Consider the following 20683-nt stretch of genomic DNA (forward strand, 5'->3'; position numbering starts at 1 on the left):
TTTTGAACGAAGTTTTAAATTCATCGTCTTTTATGACATTTTTTTTGCAAAAGTTAAACTAAACAACGTTGAAAGTAATAAAACAAAAAAGATAAAACCAATTGACAATAACGGGCGATTAAAAATAGCCGCTAGAACACCTAGAATGGCGATAATCAAGTAATAACGCCCAAAACGTTCGATAAACTGTTGACTTTCTGTTGCAGTTTCTTTTTTTAAGAGTGGTAAAAAAGCTGCACTTTTCTTCATCAAATAATAACTGGCTACGCCTGTGACAACGGCGAGTAATAGTACGAGTATACGAATCATCTTGTCCTCCAAAAAAAAACAACTTGCCAGAGCAAATTGTTTAGAAATCTTCATAAAAATGGTAAAATCCGTCGATGCCGGTAATCGTCCTAGAGTATTGAACCCGCAAGATAAGCAGGTGGGTTCCTCGATCGCAGTATTGAACTACCAAAAGAAAAGGCATGTTACCAACTTTGATACAAGCAGGATCCCTAGATATCAATAAAAATGTTCGGTCAACACAGTGAAAGGACAACGCGTACATCACAGATTTACCATCTTTATAATAGCATACTCTCTCAAAATCGGCAACGAGATTGTTTCTTTTTTTGAAAGCGTATTATTTTGTTATTTTTTCTGTTTCCATTCTTGGATACGCTTGAGTTGCTGATGTAAGGCTTGTTCATATTTACCAATATCAATCGGCTCATAATAACGTGCCTCTTTTAATTTGTCAGGTAAGTATTGCTGATTGACCCAACCGTTTTCAAAATTATGTGGGTATTGATAACCAATACCACGGTTTAATTCTTTGGCTCCAGCATAGTGGGCATCACGCAAATGATCAGGAACGTCTCCCACAGAGCCTTGTCGAATATCTGCCAAAGCAGCATCAATCGCTGTGACTGCAGAATTTGATTTTGGCGATAAACATAAATCAATGACGACACTAGCTAGAGGAATCCTAGCTTCTGGAAACCCTAGCTTTTCGGCGGCTTGAACAGCGGTGACTGTCCGAGCGGCGGCCGCAGGATTCCCAAGACCGATATCCTCGTAAGCAATGACCATTAAACGACGACAAATAATTGGTAAATCACCTGCTTCAACTAAGCGACCCAAATAATGAAGTGCAGCATCTACATCGCTTCCTCGGATCGACTTTTGGAAAGCGGAAATCACGTCATAATGGGCATCGCCATCTTTATCATGGGTTAAGGCTTTTCGTTGCACGCACTCTTCAATAATCGGTAAGGTGATCTTAATTTCGCCTTGTTCATTTTTGGGTGTTGATTTAACAGCTAATTCTAGTCCATTTAGCGCACTACGTAAGTCACCGTTCGTTGCGCGTGTCAAATGTTGTAATGCTTTTTCTTCTAAGTGGACGGGATAATCGCCTAAGCCACGTGTGCTATCGGTTAAGGCTTCTTGAATCGCTTGCTGAATGTCTGTTTCTGTTAAGGGCTTTACTTCAAAAATTTGCGTGCGACTACGAATCGCAGGGTTAATTGTGATATATGGATTTTCGGTAGTGGCTCCAATCATAATAATTCGTCCGTTTTCTAAATGAGGGAGCAAAAAATCTTGTTTTGTTTTATCTAATCGGTGAATTTCATCAAGCAGTAAAATCACTGTGCCACTCATTTTGGCTTCTTCAGCAACGATTTGTAAATCTTTTTTGGTGTCTGTGGCCGCGTTCAACATGCGAAAGGCATAATTTGTTGAACCAGCGATTGCGCTGGCAATACTGGTTTTTCCAGTGCCAGGCGGCCCATAAAGAATCATCGATGAAAGCATTTTGGCTTCGACCATCCGACGAATAATTTTACCAGGGCCGACTAAATGTTGTTGACCAACTACTTCGTCTAAGTGACGAGGTCGCATTCGATAGGCTAAAGGTTGTTGCATAAAAGGACCTCCTTTTTCATAATCATCTTATTATAACATAAAGAACGTACATTCGCTTTTTGGTGGTTTTTTGGGTTTTAGATGGATATAGCGGAAGGTTTCGTGTATGATAGGGAGTGGTGAAAGAAATGAAAGAAACGATAAATATCTTTAACACAAAAACAACTGAAGAAGTGGCGCAATACTTGTTAGGGATGTATTTAGAGCACGAAACAGCAACAGGCGTTTTAGGTGGGTACATTGTGGATGCAGAAGCTTATTTAGGTCCTGATGATGAGGCGGCCCATAGCTTTGGCTTGAGAAAAACGCCACGCTTACAAGCCATGTATGACAAACCAGGCACGATTTATTTATATACTATGCACACGCATTTAATTTTAAATATGGTGACACAAGAACAAGGCAAACCACAAGGGGTGATGATCCGCGCGATTGAACCTGTTGAAGGTGTCGACAAAATGATTGAAAATCGCCAAGGACGTCAAGGCGTGGAATTGACCAATGGACCAGGTAAATTAGTTGCAGCCTTAGGAATTGATAAGCAATTATATGGGCAGTCGATTTTTTCTAGTTCGTTACGGCTCGTGCCAGAAAAACGAAAATTTCCGAAAAAAATTGAGGCACTACCACGAATTGGAATTCCCAATAAAGGTCGTTGGACAGAGTTGCCTTTAAGATACGTCGTGGCTGGCAATCCATATATTTCTAAACAAAAAAGAACAGCAGTAGACCAAATAGATTTTGGCTGGAAGGATGAAGAAAATGAAAAAAGCAACAATGCTCACATACTTAGAGGAACAACTTGAAAAACACTTAGCAGATTACGAAGTAGGCCTTGATTGGGATCGCAAAAACCATACCATCGAAGTCATTGTTCGTTTATATGCAGAAAACAATGAACAAGTGGCGATTGATGATGTTGACGGTACGCTTTCAGAAGAAGAATTCATTGAATTTGAAGATGGCTTGTTATTTTATAATCCGCAAAAGTCAGTCGTTGATGATGAAGAGTATTTAGTCACAATTCCTTATGAAGGAAAAAAAGGGCTACGCAAAGCAGTTTTAGACGGATTCATTCACTATTTAAAAGTGGTTTTAGATGAAGGGCAAAGTGATTTGTTAGACTTTTTATCAGATGAAACAGCGGAAGTTTTTGAATTGCATTGGGAGCCAGCAGATTTTGAAGCGATGATTAAAAAAGTGGCAGAAACAGAAAAAGAACAATGGATTGCGTATCCAAGTTATTAATTTAGAGGTGAGAACATGAAGTGGACAGAAGTAAAAGTAGAAACGGCTAGCGAAGCAGTTGAAGCAATTTCAAACATTATGATGGAAGCTGGCGCAAGTGGCGTGGCCATTGAAGATGCGTTGGACATTGAAAATTTTGAAAGTGATCTGTATGGGGAAATTTTAGATAAAGAGCAATTCACCCACATTAAAGAAGGGGCGATTGTGATGGCTTATTTTCCTGAAACAACCTTCTTACCAGAAATTTTACCATTTATGAAAGAAAATATTTTACGCTTGCCAGAGTACGGCTTATCCATTGGTAAAAACGAAATGACAATTAGTGAAGTAGCAGAAAGCGACTGGGCAACTGCTTGGAAAAAATATTATCATCCTGTCCGTGTCACACGATTCTTAACGATTGTGCCAAGTTGGGAAGCCTATCACGCACAAGATGAAGCAGAAAAAATTATCACATTGGATCCGGGCATGGCTTTCGGTACAGGCACGCATCCAACGACTCGTTTAACCTTGCAAGCTTTAGAAACTGTTTTACGTGGTGGCGAAACAGTTCTAGATGTAGGAACGGGTTCTGGTGTTTTGAGTATTGCAAGTCGCTATTTAGGGGCTAAAGACGTCTACGCATATGATTTAGATGAAGTAGCAGTTGCAGCGGCAAAAGAAAATATGGATTTAAATCCCATTGCGGCCGATGTTCATGTGTCAGCCAATGATTTACTAAAAGGGATTGACCATTCTGCTGATGTAATCGTCGCAAATATTTTGGCAGATATTATTGTGTTAATGATTGAAGATGCTTGGCGTTTGCTAAAACAAGACGGTACCTTCATTATTTCTGGAATTATTGAAGATAAAAAAGCAATGGTTTTAGAAGCACTAACGAAAGTCGGTTTTGTGGTGGACCAACTCTTTAATCAAGGCGATTGGTATGCGATTATCTTGAAGAAACCAGAGGAAGAGTAAAATGCAACGGTATTTCATGAAAGAAGATTATCAAGAAAAAGATTTGTATAAAGTCGCAGATGAAAACTATCATCATATTGTGCGAGTTATGCGAATGACGCCGAATGATCGTTGTTATTTAGTATTTCAAAATAAAACTGCCATTTTAGCTGAGATTGTGGAAATTGATTCAACATCTGTTTACTTTAAAGAAATTAGTAAAGAAGAAATGGACAAAGAATTGCCAATTGAAGTGACGATTGCGTGTGGGTTACCAAAAGGGGACAAGTTAGAATGGATTGTTCAAAAAGGCACGGAGCTAGGTGGCAATCAGTTTATCGGCTTTCCTGCGAAAACTTCCGTTGTCAAATGGGACCACAAAAAAAGAGCAGCCAAAGAAAAAAGATTACAAAAAATTGCCACAGAAGCGGCGGAGCAATCGCATCGACAGCAGACACCAAGTGTTTCTTTGGTGGAAAAAACACAAGAAATCATTGCGCAATTTGACTCATATGACACAGTCTTGGTTGCGTATGAAGAATCAGCAAAACAAGGAGAAAAAAGTCAATTAGCACAAGTATTATCCACTTGCCAGCCAGGCGCACGTTTGTGTGTGCTCTTTGGACCTGAAGGTGGCTTTGCACCGCAAGAAATTGAACAATTTCTGCAGGCTGGGGCGAAACTTTGCGGGTTGGGTCCGAGAATTTTACGAGCAGAAACAGCACCGTTGTATCTTTTAAGTGTGGTTAGCTACCAAATGGAACTTTTAAATTAAACGAAAGCCCGCCTGTAAAATTCTTGTAGGCATTCTCTTTAAATAAACAGAGAGTAAAAAAGCGACAGTGATTGAAATTTAAGGGAAATTTAGTATAATAGAGTTGTTGAAAGTGCTACTGTTTCAAGTGGTACTTTTCTTTTTTATTAAAATAGATAAAACGTGAACGAAGTGTTCTTTATCCAAAGGTCACCTTCATAGAGGAGTGAATACCATGCCAAAAGAAGAAATACTGACAGGCCCAGCGGTCATCAAAATTGTAAGTACCTATATGGGACCAGAACATGTTGAGTTGGTTCAAAAAGCATTAACTTATGCTGAAAAAGCACACGAAGGTCAAGTCCGACAATCAGGTGAACCTTACATCATCCATCCGATTCAAGTGGCAGGCATTCTGGCTGAATTACATATGGATCCCCATACTGTAGCAACAGGATTTTTACATGATGTTGTCGAAGATACGGACGTAACACTGGACGATTTAAAAGAAGAATTTGGCGAAGACATCGCAATGTTAGTCGATGGCGTAACGAAACTAGGAAAAATTAAATATAAATCTCATGAAGAACAATTAGCTGAAAATCATCGAAAAATGTTATTGGCAATGGCGCAAGATTTACGGGTTATTATGGTGAAACTAGCCGATCGTTTGCACAATATGCGCACATTAAAACATTTACGTGAAGATAAGCAACGACGGATTGCACAAGAAACTTTAGAAATTTATGCGCCTTTAGCACATCGCTTAGGGATTAGTCGAATTAAATGGGAATTAGAAGATACGGCCTTACGTTATATTAACCCCAACCAATACTATCGAATTGTTAATTTGATGCAAAGTAAACGCGATGAACGTGAAGCTTATGTGGCAGAAGCAGTCGAAGATATTCGTTTAGCTACGGAAGATTTAGAAATTTACGCAGAAATATATGGTCGACCAAAACATATTTATTCAATCTATCGTAAAATGAAGGACCAAAAGAAACAGTTTAATGAAATCTATGACTTATTAGCCATTCGTGTTATTGTCGATTCCATTAAAGATTGCTATGCCGTGTTAGGTGCGATTCATACACGTTGGACACCAATGCCAGGTCGCTTTAAAGATTATATTGCTATGCCAAAAGCGAATATGTATCAGTCTATCCATACGACAGTTATTGGGCCAAAAGGGAATCCAGTAGAGGTCCAAATTCGGACCCATGAGATGCACCAAATCGCCGAATTTGGGGTGGCGGCTCATTGGGCCTATAAAGAAGGCAAAGCGGAAAAAATTGAAACAGATGAACTGACGAAGCAAGTCGATTGGTTCCATGAAATTATTGAATTACAAGATGAAAGCTATGATGCTTCTGAATTTATGCAAGGTGTTAAAGAAGACATTTTTAGTGACAAAGTCTATGTCTTTACGCCAAGTGGAGATGTAACCGAACTGCCAAAAGGCTCCGGACCACTAGATTTTGCCTACAGCATTCATACTGAAATTGGAAATAAAACAACCGGTGCGAAGGTCAACGGCAAAATGGTACAGTTAGACTATGTCCTAAAAAATGGGGATATTATTGAAGTCTTAACATCACCGAATTCTTTCGGACCTAGTCGCGACTGGCTGAAAATGGTTAAAACAAGTAAAGCCAAAAATAAAATCAAACGTTTCTTTAAAGAACAAGACCGTGAAGATAACATTATTAAAGGGCATGATGCTGTCATTAAATACATGACAGAAATCGGCTTTACACCGAAAGAATTTTTAACGAAGAATAAAATGGCGGAAGTGCTAGATAAATTTAAATTTCAAACGGAAGATGATTTATTTGCGGCAGTAGGTTATGGCGAAGTAAGTGCGCAAGTAGTGTGCAATCGTTTAACAGAAAAAGAACGCCGCGAACAAGAGTTGGAACGCCAACGTCAAGAAGCAGAAGAGTTGTTAAATCAGCCAGCTAAAAAAGAATCAGAAAAAATGAAAGTTCGTCATGAAGGCGGCATCGTGATTCAAGGGGTGGACAACCTATTGATTCGTTTAAGCCGCTGTTGTAATCCAGTGCCTGGTGATGAAATCGTTGGTTACATTACCAAAGGACGGGGCGTTTCAATTCATCGTGCGGACTGTCCTAACGTACAACATCAAGAAGAATTAGCACAACGTCTAATTGAAGTTGAGTGGGAAGATACCGAGCACAGTCGCAAAGAATACGCTGCCGATTTGGAGATTTACGGCTATGATCGTAGTGGCTTACTGAGTGATGTTTTACAAGTCATTAGTTCGATGACAAAAAATTTAGTCGGCGTTGAAGCTCGTCCATCCAAAGATAAGATGGCCCAGATTCATGTCACTGTGAAAATTCAAAACCTTTCTCATTTAAAAACCATCGTTGACAAAATTAAAAGTGTACCAGATGTTTATAGTGTTCGTCGAACCAATGGGTAAGTGTTAAAAGTGAGGCAAAAAAGATGAAAGTAGTTATTCAAAGAGTCAGTCAAGCACAAGTTGCGATAGAAGAGCAGATAGTGGGACAAATCAAACAAGGCTTCATGGTGCTGGTGGGCATTCATCAAGAAGACACGCCAGAAGATGTGGCTTATGTTGTTGGCAAAATCAGTAAATTACGTGTTTTTGAAGATGACGAAGGAAAAATGAATCGCAGTATTCAAGAGATTGAAGGATCAATTTTGAGTATCTCTCAATTTACCCTCTATGCAAAAACTAAAAAAGGCAATCGTCCCAGTTTTATTGAAGCGGCTCGTCCAGATGTGGCGATTCCTTTGTATGAATTATTTAATCAACAATTAGAAGCAGAAGGAATAGCGGTAGCCACAGGAGAATTTGGCGCGGATATGCAAGTGTCGTTGACCAATGATGGTCCAGTGACCATTGTGATTGATACACGAGAAAAATAATTGATTTTCCTGTCGGAAACCCTTGACTTTCTAAGAGAACTTTAGTAGTTTATAGATAATATTAAAAATCTACGAAGGAACGAGTAAGTTTCATCTGTCTGCGAAGAGAGAGTTGCCGTGGCTGAGAGCAACTTCAACAGTGAAAGTGAAAGACATTCTGGAGATGGACGGAAGAAAAGCCGTCCCGTTACGAGCGTTAATCGTTGAGGAAAGAGTAAAATCTTTCAAAACTAGGTGGTACCGTGTAAAAGAGACTTTTACGCCCTTGTATGTTCAACATACAAGGGCTTTTTTCATTTTTAGAAAAAAGAAAATGGCGCACACATTTTTGTGGAATGATAGAAGGAGAGAAAGACAATGAGTTATCAAAAACCAAAAGGAACAAACGATATTTTGCCAGGAACTTCTGAAAAATGGCAATTTGTGGAAGAAACAGCTCGTTTGATTTTTAAAGATTATCAATACCAAGAAATCAGAACCCCGATTTTTGAACATTATGAAGTGATATCTCGCAGTGTTGGCGATACTACAGATATTGTTTCAAAAGAAATGTATGATTTTTATGATAAAGGAGACCGTCACGTGACGCTACGTCCTGAGGGGACAGCGCCAATTGTTCGGGCCTTCGTTGAAAATAAATTATATGGTCCGGAATATACGAAACCATATAAAACCTATTACATGGGGCCGATGTTCCGCTATGAACGCCCACAAGCTGGTCGTTTGCGTCAATTCCATCAAATTGGTGTGGAAGCATTTGGTAGTGAAAACCCAGCATTGGATGTTGAAATTATGGCTATGGCTTTGGACTTCTTCAAACAATTAGGCATCCAACAAATCAAATTAGTTATTAATTCCTTAGGGGATAAAGAAACACGTGCTACGTACCGTCAAGCATTAATCGATTATTTAGAGCCCCATATGGCAGAATTAAGCGAGGATTCACAACGTCGCTTACACGAAAATCCATTGCGGGTGTTAGACAGCAAAGATAAAAAAGACAAGGTGATTGTCGCGGAAGCGCCCTCCATTTTAGATTATTTAAATGAACCATCTAAAGCACATTTTGAAGCAGTAACTGATATGTTAGATTTACTAGAAATTCCTTATGAAATTGATAGTAATATGGTTCGCGGTCTGGATTATTACACACACACAATTTTTGAAATTATGAGTGAAGCGCCTAAAATGGGGGCGCAATCAACTATTTGTGCAGGGGGCCGATACAATGGTTTAGTTGAAGAATTAGGCGGCCCAGACACACCAGGTTTTGGTTTTGGTATGGGCATTGAGCGAGTGTTGTTAACAATGGAAGCTGAAGAAGTTGTGATTCCAGCGTTATCTGAATTAGACGCATATGTGGTTGGCATTGGTTCAGAAACCAACGTCGCAGCTTTGCAACTTGTTCAAAGCATTCGTAACTTTGGTTTCTCAGCTGATCGTGATTACATGAATCGCAAACCAAAAGCGCAATTTAAAACGGCCGATAAATTACAAGCAAAATTAGTTTTAACAATCGGTGAAAATGAATTGAATGAAGGCATTGTCAACGTAAAATCAATGGCAACACGCGAAGAAAAAGCCTTCCCGTTAAGTGCTATTCATGATTCATTTGATGAAGTGTATGACGAAATGATGACAAAAATGATTGAAGAATAAAAAGGAGAGATTGAGAAATGGCAAAACGCACAACCTATTGCGGCAATGTATCTGCCGAATTTATTGAAAAAGAAGTTGTATTAAAAGGATGGGTTCAAAAACGTCGTGACTTAGGAGGCGTTATCTTTATTGATTTACGTGACCGTGAAGGAATCGTCCAAGTGGTCTTTAACCCAGAAAAGTCAAAAGAAGCATGGGAAATTGCTGATAAATGTCGTAGTGAATACGTCATCGAAGTTAAAGGTCAAGTCGTTTATCGTGATAAAGAAGCGATTAATCCCAAAATGAAAACTGGCGAGTTTGAAGTGATGGCGACTGACATTACGATTTTAAATACTGCGAAAACAACGCCATTTACCATTGAAGATGATAATAACGTTAATGACGAATTGCGCATGAAATATCGTTATTTAGATTTACGTCGTCCATCAATGACAAACAACATTAAATTACGTCACCAAGTAACGAAAACAATCCGTCACTATTTAGATAATCATGACTTTTTAGACATTGAAACTCCTTATTTAGGCAAATCAACACCAGAAGGCGCTCGAGATTATTTGGTTCCTTCTCGTGTCCATGCCGGTCATTTTTATGCTTTGCCACAATCACCACAACTCTTTAAACAATTATTAATGGGGGCAGGCTTCGATCGCTATTACCAAATCGTTCGTTGTTTCCGTGATGAAGATTTACGAGGCGACCGTCAACCAGAATTTACACAAATCGATATCGAAACGACCTTTTTAACACCAGAAGAAATTCAAACATATACAGAAAATATGTTGGCTGAAGTGATGAAAGAGACAAAAGGAATTGAGATTTCTGTTCCGTTTCCACGAATGAGCTATGACGAAGCGATGGCACGCTATGGTAGCGATAAACCCGACACTCGTTTTGCTATGGAATTAATTGATGTTGCAGATGTAGTGAAAGACGTAGACTTCAAAGTTTTCCAAGCAGCGTTGGAAAATGGTGGACATGTGAAGGCTTTAAATGCAAAAGGCGCCGCAGATAAGTATTCTCGTAAAGATATGGATAACTTAGGTAAGTATGTGAGTCAATTTGGCGCAAAAGGCTTAGCTTGGTTAAAAGTTGAAGAAGATGGCTTAAAAGGACCAATTGCTAAATTCTTAACAGAAGTTAGTGATGAATTAATTGCTGCTACCAATGCAGAAGTCGGTGATATTTTAATGTTTGGTGCCGATAAACCTGAAATCGTAGCCGCTGCTTTAGGTGCGGTACGTACACGTTTAGGTAAAGAATTAGGTTTAATTGATGAATCGAAATTCAATTTCTTATGGATTGTGGATTGGCCGTTGTTTGAATATGATGAAGAAGCTGGCCGCTATGTTTCTGCTCATCATCCATTTACACAACCAAAAGCAGAGGATGTGGCCCGCTTAGCAACAGACCCAGCCTCTGTGTATGCTGAAGCTTACGATGTTGTCTTAAACGGCTACGAATTAGGCGGTGGCTCATTACGGATCCATACACGAGAATTACAAGAAAAAATGTTTGAAACGTTAGGTTTTACAAAAGAAGAAGCACAAGACCAATTTGGTTTCTTGCTAGACGCATTAGATTACGGCTTCCCGCCACATGGAGGGATTGCTTTAGGGCTAGACCGCTTAGCAATGCTATTGGCTGGGGAAGAAAATATTCGTGAAGTGATTGCCTTCCCTAAAAACGGGAAAGCAATTGACCCAATGAACAACGCACCAAGTTTAGTTTCTCCATTACAATTGTTTGAATTAAACATTGATGTAACAGCCATTGACGAATAAATGTTAAATCTAAAGAAAGAGTGACTTCATTGACGGATGAGGTCACTCTTTCTTTGGGAAAGAAAAGGATAACAAAATAAAAAGTGGCTGAGCTAAAAATCTGCCAATTGGCTGTTTTTTCTTTTTAGAAAACTTTGTATGATAACTGAGTGTATAAAGGAGCGAAACAAATGACAAAAATAATTTTAACAATTGGCGGTTCCGATCCTTTTTCAGGTGGCGGGATTCAAACAGATTTAAAAACGTTTGAAAATCATCAAGTCTTTGGTTTATCAACTTTAACTTGCCTTGCTACAGCCCCTAAGAATCATTTTCAGATTCATGACCTTGAGACTTCTTTGGTGAAAGAGCAACTCGCTTCCATACCTGCCGGGAGTTTAGACGGCATCAAGATTGGCTTGATTCACAGTGAAGAAAGTATGCTACAAATTGCAACCTTTTTGAAAAAGTACGCAGGTCTGCCGGTGGTGTTGGATCCTGTCTTGGCTTTTAAAGAAACGACTTCAGTTTATGAAAAAAGATACATGCAGTTATTGATTGAAAAACTTTTTCCATTCGCAACGATTATAACGCCTAATTTGAAAGAAGCAGAATTACTCATTGGCAGAAAATTAACAACCGTCGAAGAAGTCCAACAAGCGGCGGAAGAGTTAAACTCTTTAGGAGCGGCAACGGTGGTGATTAAAGGTGGTAATCGTTGGCTTGGCCAAGAAGCACGTGACTTTTTTTATGATGGACAACAACATATTCAATTGGTCAAAGAAAAAGTAATGGCCCACACCATTGATGGCGCTGGTTGTTCCTTTGCCTCTGCAATTGGTGCGAATTTAGTTAAAGGATATCCGTTAATTGAAGCAGTTGATTTAGCAAAAACATACGTTCATGAAGCCATTGTTTCTGGGGTCCAGCTAAATGCAGCTTTTGGAAGTGTGTGGCATGAAGGATTACTAGCAGGAGGTGTGGCGGATAATGACAAGAAAAATTAGTCTATATGCAGTAATTACCGCTTTAACAGTGGCTGTGTCAATGGTCTTTATTATCCCCGTCCCAGCAACAAATGGCTTTGTTACATTGGCGGATGCAGGGATTTACATTGCTAGTTTACTTTTTGGTCCGATTGGTGGCTTGACAGTCGGAGCTTTAAGCGGTGGTTTAATTGATTTATTGTCAGGCTATCCACAATGGTTCGTTTTTTCGTTATTGATTCATGGCGGACAAGGTTGGTTAGCAGGTCACTTCTTTAATAAAAGTAAAAAGATGCAAACGCTAGGATTACTTTTAGCCAGTCTCCTTATGATTAGCGGGTATGCTTTAGCGACTAGCTGGCTTTACGGCGTGGGTGCGGGGATTGCCTCTTTACCAGGGAATATCATTCAATCCTTATTTGGGGTGATTGTAGCATTGCCTCTTAGTCAAACATTAAAACGTGTGTTACCAAAAAATGGTCGTTTAGAAGAAAGAAGGATGAACAAATGACTATCGATGAAAAAATGTTAAAAGAACAGTTAGTGACAATTACAGAAGAAGTCATTACAGCAGGGAATTTAAAAAAAGGGGACCTATTCGTTTTGGGTTGTACCACCAGTGAGGTAGTAGGTGGCGTCATTGGTAAAAATTCCAGTGCCGAAGTAGGACAATGGATTGTCTCAACCTTAATTGAACAATTAGATAAAAAAGGCATCTCTTTGGCTGTCCAAGGATGCGAACATATTAATCGTGCTTTAGCGATGGAACGTCGTGTGGCTGAAGAAAAAGGCTTTGAAATTGTCTCGGTAGTACCACAATTACATGCTGGCGGTTCTTGTTCAGTGGCTGCCTTTGAAAAATTTGATGAACCTGTGGAAGTGGAGCATATTGTTGCTCAAGCAGGGATTGACATTGGCGATACATCTATCGGTATGCATGTAAAACATGTGCAAGTTCCTCTTCGCTTGAGCATTCGAACGTTAGGTGCGGCCCATGTTACAGCATTATATTCTCGTCCTAAATATATTGGTGGACCAAGAGCCCATTATGAAACAACCCAAGAACGAAATCGTTAAGATTTCGTTCTTTTTTCATTTCTATAAACATTTGATGAATCTTCCGTAATTATTATAGGAATCTCTTTTTTTCTCTCGGTAAACCACGTATAATATGAAAAGAAATGTAATTTATTGAAAACCTGAAACGAGGCTATTATTTATGAAAAAAATTTATGACGGACTGCCAGTTCATGACTATACAACAAAATTTTCCGTGTCGATTGTCTATGCTATTCTTGCATCAATTGCCATGAACTTTTTCTATCAACCAGGAAATATTTATTCCAGTGGCTTAACAGGCTTGGCACAAATTTTAACAACCCTCTCAACAAAAATTGTCGGTTTTAATGTGCCTGTCTCCATTACATTGTATCTTTTAAACGTGCCGTTATTCTTTATTGCGTGGAAAAAAATAGGTAAGAAGTTTACAATTTTTACTTTCATTACCGTGACTTTAACTTCATTATTTATGCATATTGTTCCGCAAACGGTGATGACTCAAGATCCAATTATCTGTGCTATTTTTGGTGGGGCGATTTCTGGATCAGGAATTGGTTTTGTTTTAAAAAACGGGGTTTCTTCTGGGGGCTTAGATATTCTAAGCATTACCATTCGGAAAAAAACGGGGCGTTCCGTTGGCTCGATTTCAATTTATTTTAACGCACTAATTGTCTTCGTTGCAGGTTATTTATTTGGCTGGCAGTACATGTTCTACAGTGCGTTATCAATTTTTGTAAGTGGGAAGGTCACAGATGCCGTTTATACTAAGCAAAAGAAAATGCAAGTTATGATTGTCACTAAAAACCCAGATCGAGTCGTGGATGAGATTCAAAAGAAAATGCGCCGTGGTATTACAATTATTCATGAAGCGGAAGGAGCATATCGCCACGACCGCCAAACTGTTCTGCTAACTATTGTGACACGCTTTGAGTTGCCAAGTTTAGAAGCAGCCATGAAAGAAAGCGATCCGAATGCCTTTGTCAGCATCTCAGATAATGTCAAAATTTTAGGACGTTTTTACGAAGAAGATTACAAATAAAAGGATATGAAGCAACGAGAGAATGGCTGTGTCTATTCTTTCGTTGCTTTTTTTGAAAAATAAGTAAAAAAATGCTTTGTGTGAGGACCTGAAATTCCCATTTAAACAAGAAGTTAATTGAAAGACGTTCGTGAATTCCTTTGCTTTTGGTTTAATTAAATCTAATTATTCGGAAATAAGTCGCTATTGTTTCTCGCAAACGAATGCTTTGTTTGGATTTGAAAGAAAACGATGAAAAAAGAATCATTTTTATTGAAAAGACCCAAAAAAACTGGTACACTAAGTGTGTAATTGATAAGTACTTTTAATACTGTTATGAATAAATAGTAGGAAAAACGAACATCAATTCTATTTTTTTAAAGTTCATAGGTCGTTTTCAGTCTTACTTGGACATATTTCGACCCACAAAAGGAGCGCATCATGTTAAAAGAATTTAAAATGATTGAAGCAGTTGCTCCAGATATGCTCGATGTATTACAAGAAAGATTCCAAATTCTTCGCAATATTTATTGGATGCAACCTATTGGACGTAGAAGTTTATCAGAAACGATGGGAATTACAGAGCGAGTCTTGCGTACAGAAACAGATGTTTTGAAGCAGCTCAACCTGATTGAACCTTCAAAAAGCGGAATGACATTAACAGAACGCGGTTTGGAAGTCTACCAAGGCTTAGAATTAGTCATGAATCAATTGCTTGGCATGCACCAAATCGAAAAAGAAATGACACAGTACTTTGGCATTCAACGTTGTATCGTTGTTGCAGGAGATAGTGATATCCAAAAGAAAGTTCTTTCGGACTTTGGAGATGTCTTAACCAATACGCTGAATTTACTCTTACCAAATGGTGAGAATACAATTGCGGTTATGGGTGGGACAACAATGGCCATGGTGGCCGAAAATATGGGATCACTAGAAACTGAAAACCGTCATAATTTGTTTGTTCCAGCCAGAGGAGGGATTGGTGAAGCAGTTTCTGTCCAAGCCAATTCAATTAGTGCTGTAATGGCCAACAAAACGGGTGGTAACTACCGGGCGTTATATGTCCCAGAACAATTGAGTCGTGAAACGTATAATAGTTTATTACAAGAACCCTCGATTCAAGAAGTTCTTACGTTAATTAGTCATGCCAACTGTGTGGTGCACAGTATTGGTCGAGCGTTGCACATGGCGGCACGCCGAAAAATGTCTGATGACGAAATGGTTATGCTCAAACAAAAAAATGCCGTGGCAGAATCGTTCGGTTATTTCTTTGATGAAGAAGGAAAAGTGGTCTATAAAATTCCACGAATTGGTCTTCAATTAAAAAACTTACAAGAAATTCCCTATGTCGTCGCAATTGCGGGCGGCAAAACGAAAGCCAAAGCCATTCGCGCATATATGAAAAATGCACCAAAACAAACGTGGCTCATCACAGATGAAGCTGCTGCAAACGAGATTTTAAAAGGGGTAACCCTTTAAAATAAAAAATTTTTGATTTTCATAAGGAGGAAATCTTTAATGACAGTTAAAGTAGGTATTAATGGATTTGGACGTATCGGACGCTTAGCTTTCCGTCGTATCCAAGATGTAGAAGGAATCGAAGTAGTTGCAATCAACGACTTAACAGATGCTAAAATGTTAGCACACTTGTTAAAATATGACACAACTCAAGGCCGTTTCAACGGTACAGTTGAAGTTCACGAAGGTTCATTCAACGTTAACGGCAAAGAAATCAAAGTTTTAGCTAACCGTAACCCTGAAGAATTACCATGGGGCGAATTAGGCGTAGACATCGTTTTAGAATGTACAGGTTTCTTTACTTCTAAAGAAGCTGCTGAAAAACATTTAACTGCTGGTGCAAAACGTGTAGTTATTTCAGCTCCTGGTGGTAACGATGTACCAACAATCGTTTACAACACAAACCATGAAACATTAACTGGAGAAGAAACTGTAATTTCAGGCGCTTCTTGTACTACAAACTGCTTAGCTCCAATGGCTAAAGCTTTACATGACAACTTTGGTGTTGTTGAAGGTTTAATGACAACTATCCACGCTTACACAGGTGACCAAATGACATTAGACGGACCACATCCTAAAGGCGACTTCCGTCGTGCGCGCGCTGCTGCTGCAAACATCGTACCTAACTCAACTGGTGCTGCTAAAGCAATCGGCTTAGTAATCCCAGAATTGAACGGTAAATTAGATGGCGCTGCTCAACGTGTTCCTGTAGCTACTGGTTCATTAACTGAATTAGTTACTGTATTAGACAAAGAAGTTACTGTTGATGAAGTAAATGCAGTAATGGAAAAAGCTGCTAACGAATCTTATGGTTATAACACAGACGAAATCGTTTCTTCTGATATCGTAGGTATGACTTACGGTTCATTATTCGATGCAACTCAAACAAAAGTTATGACAGTTGGCGACAAACAATTAGTTAAAACTGTTGCTTGGTATGACAACGAAATGTCATACACTGCTCAATTAGTTCGTACTTTAGAATACTTCGCTAACTTATAAGATTCATTCTTATCATTAGTGAAATTTGAACAATTGTGAAATAATAAGCGGGGAAGCAACGCGCTTCTCCGCTTTCTTTTTTTAAAAAAGAAAAATCCTAAAATTGACAATACAGGAGGTCTACTCATGGCTAAAAAGACAATTAAAGATGTAGATTTAAAAGACAAAAAAGTCCTTGTCCGTGTTGACTTTAACGTTCCGTTAAAAGATGGCGTGATCACAAACGATAATCGTATCGTAGCGGCTTTACCAACAATCAAATACGTGATTGAAAATGGCGGAAAAGCAATTCTTTTCTCTCATTTAGGTCGTGTAAAAACAGAAGAAGACAAAGCTGGCAAATCATTAAAACCAGTGGCTGAACGTTTAAGCGAATTACTAGGTCAACCAGTTACTTTTGTTCCAGAAACACGTGGTAAAGAATTAGAAGACGCTGTTAACAATATGAAAGACGGCGACGTTTTAGTATTTGAAAACACTCGTTTTGAAGATGTTGACGGCAAAAAAGAAAGCGGCAATGACGCTGAATTGGGTAAATACTGGGCTTCTTTAGGCGATGTATTTGTCAATGATGCTTTTGGTACTGCACACCGTGCACATGCCTCAAACGTTGGAATTGCTTCAACTGGTATCCCAACAGTTGCTGGTTTCTTAATGGAAAAAGAAATTAAATTCATCGGCGAAGCTGTTGAAAATCCAAAACGTCCATTCGTAGCAATCTTGGGTGGCGCAAAAGTTTCTGACAAAATCGCTGTTATTGAAAACCTAATTGAAAAAGCCGACAAAATTTTAATCGGTGGCGGTATGGCTTACACATTCATGAAAGCACAAGGCTATAGTGTTGGTTTATCTTTACTTGAAGAAGATAAAGTGGACTTAGCGAAAAGCTTAATGGAAAAAGCTGGCGACAAATTAGTTTTACCGGTTGATACAGTTGTCTCTAAAGAGTTCAGCAATGACGCTCCTTTCCACACGGTTCCTTCAACTGAAATCCCAGATGATGAAGAAGGCTTGGATATCGGTGAAAAAACAATTGAATTATTCGCTAACGAATTACAAGGTGCGAAAACAGTTGTTTGGAATGGTCCAATGGGCGTATTTGAAATGAGTAACTTTGCCAAAGGAACAATTGGTGTTTGTGAAGCGATTGCTAATTTAGAAGACGCAACAACAATCATCGGTGGTGGGGACTCTGCTGCTGCAGCAATTCAATTAGGCTACGAAAACAAATTCTCTCACATCTCAACAGGTGGCGGAGCAAGTTTAGAATTATTAGAAGGCAAAACTTTACCAGGTTTAGCTTCTATTAACGATAAATAATCAGTTTAAAAGACAATATTTTTAAAAAAAGAAAAGGATGTGCTTTTCATGCGCAAACCAATTATCGCTGGTAACTGGAAAATGAACAAAACTTTAAGCGAAGCACAAAGCTTTGCAGAAGCAGTAAAAAATGCTGTTCCATCAAACGACGTTGTTGACGCTGTGATTGGATCTCCAGCATTATTCTTAGCTCCTTTAGCTTGGAACCTAAAAGATTCTGAAGTGAAATTAGCTGCACAAAACTGCTACTGGGAAAACGCTGGTGCCTTCACTGGTGAAAACTCACCAGCTGCAATTGCCGATTTAGGTGTAAACTATGTGATTATCGGACACTCTGAACGTCGCGAATATTTCCACGAAACAGATGAAGATATCAATAAAAAAGCCAAAGCAATCTTTGCAAATGGTATGACACCAATCTTCTGTTGTGGTGAAACTTTAGAAACGTATGAAGCTGGTAAAACAGCGGAATGGATCGAAGGTCAAATCACTAACGGCTTAGTTGGTTTATCAAACGAACAAGTTGCTTCAATGGTTATCGCTTACGAACCAATCTGGGCAATCGGAACTGGTAAATCTGCAGATGCTAATATTGCAGATGAAATCTGTGGTGTTGTTCGTTCAACAGTTGAAAAATTATACGGCAAAGAAGTTTCTGAAGCTGTTCGTATTCAATACGGTGGTTCTGTTAAACCAGAAAACATCGCTGAATATATGGCAAAAGAAAACGTTGACGGTGCTTTAGTCGGCGGCGCAAGCTTAGAAGCAGATTCATTCTTAGCTTTATTAGATGCTGTAAAATAAGAAATCACTAACGGTAACGTTTTCTCAATGACTTTTGCAAAAAAATGTTTGCATAGTTTGCGAGAATTAACTACAATCATACATGAGGGAATCCCCTTAGTATAAATACAAACTCAAAGGAGAGACAAAACATGTCAATTATTACTGATATTTACGCACGCGAAGTCTTAGACTCACGCGGTAACCCAACAATCGAAGTAGAAGTTTACACTGAAAGCGGAGCTTTCGGCCGTGGAATGGTTCCTTCAGGAGCTTCAACTGGTGAATACGAAGCAGTTGAATTACGTGATGGCGACAAAGCTCGTTACTTAGGTAAAGGTGTTACTAAAGCTGTAGATAACGTAAACAACATCATTGCTGAAGCAATCATCGGTTACGATGTACGCGATCAAATGGCTATCGATAAAGCAATGATCGATTTAGATGGAACTCCTAACAAAGGTAAATTAGGTGCTAACGCTATTCTTGGTGTGTCTATCGCCGTAGCTCGTGCTGCTGCTGATTACCTAGAAGTGCCTTTATATCATTACTTAGGCGGATTCAATACAAAAGTATTACCAACTCCAATGATGAACATCATCAACGGTGGATCACATGCTGACAACAGTATTGACTTCCAAGAATTCATGATCATGCCTGTAGGTGCGCCTACATTCAAAGAAGCTTTACGTATGGGTGCAGAAGTATTCCACGCATTAGCTTCAATCTTAAAAGGTCGCGGCTTAGCTACTTCAGTAGGTGACGAAGGTGGTTTCGCTCCTAACTTAGGTTCAAACGAAGAAGGTTTCGAAGTAATCATCGAAGCTATCGAAAAAGCTGGCTATGTTCCTGGTAAAGACGTTGTTCTTGCTATGGATGCTGCTTCTTCAGAATTCTACGACAAAGAAAAAGGCGTTTACGTTTTAGCTGACTCAGGCGAAGGCGAAAAAACAACTGAAGAAATGATCGCGTTCTACGAAGAATTAGTTTCTAAATACCCAATCATTTCAATCGAAGACGGCTTAGACGAAAACGACTGGGACGGATTCAAAAAATTAACTGAAGTATTAGGCGACAAAGTTCAATTAGTTGGTGACGATTTATTCGTAACAAACACAACTAAATTAGCTGAAGGTATCGAAAAAGGTATCGCTAACTCAATCCTAATCAAAGTTAACCAAATCGGTACTTTAACTGAAACATTTGAAGCAATCGAAATGGCTAAAGAAGCTGGCTACACTGCAGTTGTATCTCACCGTTCTGGTGAAACAGAAGATTCAACAATCTCTGATATCGCTGTTGCAACAAACGCTGGCCAAATCAAAACTGGTTCATTAAGCCGTACTGACCGTATTGCTAAATACAACCAATTATTACGTATTGAAGATCAATTAGGCGATGTAGCTGAATACAAAGGCTTAAAATCTTTCTACAACTTAAAAAACAAATAATTCATTTAATGAATAACGCTTAAAGGGACAATTGGTTAATGAACCAATTCTCCTTATACTCGGACGTAAAAACACGCCTTTCTGCAAAGAAAGGCGTGTTTTTTTTATATTTATAAAAATATTGAAAAAAATAGATTAGAAATAACTTCAACCGTACATCGCTCTATAATCACTTGTTTAAAAATAACAAAACATTAACAAAACAACATTATATAAAAATTTAATAAAACAAAATAATTGTTATTTTATAATTTTAGTATTGACTGGTTTCAGATAACGCTGTACGCTTAAAGAAATAGTATAGAATTTCACAAAAAAATGAAAATACAAATTTAACTTGGAGG

At 38.7% G+C, this 20683-nt stretch carries 20 protein-coding genes and 1 other RNA gene; 18 read left to right on the forward strand and 3 right to left on the reverse strand.

Annotation, left to right across the window (positions count from 1 at the left end; genetic code table 11):
- Nucleotides 1-30: 30 nt before the first annotated feature.
- The 3 genes from IGK96_RS05175 to IGK96_RS05185 all read right to left on the reverse strand — a co-directional run bounded on the left by IGK96_RS05175 (nt 31) and on the right by IGK96_RS05185 (nt 1914).
- Complete coding sequence (locus IGK96_RS05175) at nt 31-363, reverse strand: hypothetical protein (protein WP_002357068.1); 333 nt, start codon at nt 361-363, stop codon at nt 31-33.
- Between the two features lie 7 nt (nt 364-370).
- A non-coding RNA gene (gene ssrS / locus IGK96_RS05180) (6S RNA) lies at nt 371-564 on the reverse strand.
- A 72-nt stretch (nt 565-636) separates the two neighbouring features.
- Nucleotides 637-1914, reverse strand: coding sequence for a replication-associated recombination protein A (locus IGK96_RS05185; protein WP_002360030.1), 1278 nt, complete (start codon nt 1912-1914; stop codon nt 637-639).
- Between the two features lie 128 nt (nt 1915-2042).
- Between IGK96_RS05185 and IGK96_RS05190 the strand changes: the two genes are divergently transcribed.
- The 18 genes from IGK96_RS05190 (at nt 2043) to eno (ending at nt 20339) form a co-directional block, all read left to right on the forward strand.
- The gene (locus IGK96_RS05190; RefSeq protein ID WP_002364174.1) at nt 2043-2720 is read left to right on the forward strand and encodes a DNA-3-methyladenine glycosylase; all 678 of its coding nucleotides are present in this window, start codon (nt 2043-2045) and stop codon (nt 2718-2720) included.
- Nucleotides 2677-3162, forward strand: coding sequence for a DUF3013 family protein (locus tag IGK96_RS05195; RefSeq protein ID WP_010713278.1), 486 nt, complete (start codon nt 2677-2679; stop codon nt 3160-3162). Before IGK96_RS05190 ends, IGK96_RS05195 begins: the two co-directional genes overlap by 44 nt.
- 15 nt (nt 3163-3177) lie before the next feature.
- Nucleotides 3178-4125: a 50S ribosomal protein L11 methyltransferase gene (gene prmA, locus IGK96_RS05200; RefSeq protein ID WP_002357075.1), complete on the forward strand. Its 948-nt coding sequence runs from the start codon at nt 3178-3180 to the stop codon at nt 4123-4125.
- Between the two features lies 1 nt (nt 4126).
- Nucleotides 4127-4879: a 16S rRNA (uracil(1498)-N(3))-methyltransferase gene (locus tag IGK96_RS05205; protein WP_002370972.1), complete on the forward strand. Its 753-nt coding sequence runs from the start codon at nt 4127-4129 to the stop codon at nt 4877-4879.
- A gap of 214 nt (nt 4880-5093) precedes the next feature.
- The gene (locus IGK96_RS05210) at nt 5094-7307 is read left to right on the forward strand and encodes a RelA/SpoT family protein (RefSeq protein WP_002357079.1); all 2214 of its coding nucleotides are present in this window, start codon (nt 5094-5096) and stop codon (nt 7305-7307) included.
- Nucleotides 7308-7330: 23 nt separating this feature from the next.
- Nucleotides 7331-7777 (forward strand): D-aminoacyl-tRNA deacylase, encoded by a 447-nt coding sequence (dtd, locus tag IGK96_RS05215; protein ID WP_002357080.1) that lies wholly within the window; start codon nt 7331-7333, stop codon nt 7775-7777.
- A 139-nt stretch (nt 7778-7916) separates the two neighbouring features.
- The gene (locus IGK96_RS05220) at nt 7917-8138 is read left to right on the forward strand and encodes a hypothetical protein (protein WP_002383130.1); all 222 of its coding nucleotides are present in this window, start codon (nt 7917-7919) and stop codon (nt 8136-8138) included.
- Nucleotides 8135-9436 carry a histidine--tRNA ligase gene (gene hisS / locus IGK96_RS05225; RefSeq protein ID WP_002362049.1) on the forward strand — a complete coding sequence of 434 codons (1302 nt, stop codon included), beginning with the start codon at nt 8135-8137 and terminating at the stop codon, nt 9434-9436. Before IGK96_RS05220 ends, hisS begins: the two co-directional genes overlap by 4 nt.
- Before the next feature lie 17 nt (nt 9437-9453).
- Nucleotides 9454-11223: an aspartate--tRNA ligase gene (gene aspS / locus IGK96_RS05230; RefSeq protein WP_002360034.1), complete on the forward strand. Its 1770-nt coding sequence runs from the start codon at nt 9454-9456 to the stop codon at nt 11221-11223.
- 149 nt (nt 11224-11372) lie between these two features.
- Nucleotides 11373-12209, forward strand: a complete 837-nt coding sequence (locus IGK96_RS05235; RefSeq protein ID WP_025191152.1) for a bifunctional hydroxymethylpyrimidine kinase/phosphomethylpyrimidine kinase — start codon at nt 11373-11375, stop codon at nt 12207-12209.
- Entirely contained in the window at nt 12193-12699 is a 507-nt protein-coding gene (locus IGK96_RS05240) for an ECF transporter S component (protein WP_002395212.1), read from the forward strand. The genes IGK96_RS05235 and IGK96_RS05240 overlap by 17 nt, the downstream gene beginning before the upstream one ends.
- Entirely contained in the window at nt 12696-13265 is a 570-nt protein-coding gene (locus tag IGK96_RS05245) for a TIGR01440 family protein (RefSeq protein WP_002364165.1), read from the forward strand. Before IGK96_RS05240 ends, IGK96_RS05245 begins: the two co-directional genes overlap by 4 nt.
- 142 nt (nt 13266-13407) lie before the next feature.
- Nucleotides 13408-14286, forward strand: coding sequence for a YitT family protein (locus IGK96_RS05250; RefSeq protein ID WP_002357090.1), 879 nt, complete (start codon nt 13408-13410; stop codon nt 14284-14286).
- 420 nt (nt 14287-14706) lie between these two features.
- The gene (locus IGK96_RS05255) at nt 14707-15744 is read left to right on the forward strand and encodes a sugar-binding transcriptional regulator (RefSeq protein WP_085443264.1); all 1038 of its coding nucleotides are present in this window, start codon (nt 14707-14709) and stop codon (nt 15742-15744) included.
- Nucleotides 15745-15783: 39 nt separating this feature from the next.
- Nucleotides 15784-16785 (forward strand): type I glyceraldehyde-3-phosphate dehydrogenase, encoded by a 1002-nt coding sequence (gene gap / locus IGK96_RS05260; RefSeq protein WP_002357093.1) that lies wholly within the window; start codon nt 15784-15786, stop codon nt 16783-16785.
- 126 nt (nt 16786-16911) lie between these two features.
- Nucleotides 16912-18105: a phosphoglycerate kinase gene (locus IGK96_RS05265; protein ID WP_002357094.1), complete on the forward strand. Its 1194-nt coding sequence runs from the start codon at nt 16912-16914 to the stop codon at nt 18103-18105.
- Between the two features lie 48 nt (nt 18106-18153).
- Nucleotides 18154-18909 (forward strand): triose-phosphate isomerase, encoded by a 756-nt coding sequence (gene tpiA, locus IGK96_RS05270; protein ID WP_002362045.1) that lies wholly within the window; start codon nt 18154-18156, stop codon nt 18907-18909.
- A gap of 131 nt (nt 18910-19040) precedes the next feature.
- Nucleotides 19041-20339 (forward strand): phosphopyruvate hydratase, encoded by a 1299-nt coding sequence (eno, locus tag IGK96_RS05275; protein WP_002357098.1) that lies wholly within the window; start codon nt 19041-19043, stop codon nt 20337-20339.
- Nucleotides 20340-20683 lie beyond the last annotated feature (344 nt).

It is taken from the genome of Enterococcus sp. DIV0682 (genome assembly GCF_051712685.1).
Taxonomy (GTDB): domain Bacteria; phylum Bacillota; class Bacilli; order Lactobacillales; family Enterococcaceae; genus Enterococcus; species Enterococcus faecalis.